The 573-nt window shown below is 56.7% G+C and carries 1 pseudogene; it reads left to right on the forward strand.

Features of this window, described 5'->3' with window-relative positions:
• Positions 1 to 64: 64 nt before the first annotated feature.
• Positions 65 to 573 (forward strand): annotated as a pseudogene (locus tag H096_RS33515) (transposase); the annotation flags it as partial.

Below are 573 nucleotides of genomic sequence, written 5' to 3' on the forward strand. Positions count from 1 at the left end.
TGTAGTGGTCTAATGAAACCGGACACCCATTTAGGCGAGAATGCTCGCCAGATCGAGGTGTCAAATGACCAAACAACGCCGTTCCTTTTCTGCTGAATTCAAACGCGAGGCTGCCGACCTCGTGCTCAAGCAAAACTACAGCTACATCGAAGCCAGCCGTTCACTCGGCGTCGGCGAGTCGGCACTACGCCGTTGGGTCGACCAGGTTCAACAAGAGAGCAAAGGCGTTACCCCGCAGAGCAAAGCGCTGACCCCGGAACAGCAGAAAATCCAGGAGTTGGAAGCCCGGATCGCCCGCCTGGAACGGGAAAAATCGATATTAAAAAAGGCTACCGCGCTCTTGATGTCGGAAGATCACGAGCGTACGCGCTGATCAATCAGTTGAGCGTCCATGAGCCGGTTGACTGGCTGTGCAAGGTGTTTGAAGTCACCCGTTCGTGCTACTACGCCCAGCGCCTTAGGCGCCGCACGCCTGATGTCGAACGGCTTCGGTTGCGCAGTCGGGTGAGCGAGTTATTCACGCAAAGTCGTAGTGCTGCGGGCAGCCGCAGCATCCTGTCGCTGATGCGTGAC

The organism is Pseudomonas sp. FH1, from assembly GCF_000510895.2.
Lineage (GTDB): Bacteria > Pseudomonadota > Gammaproteobacteria > Pseudomonadales > Pseudomonadaceae > Aquipseudomonas > Aquipseudomonas azotoformans_A.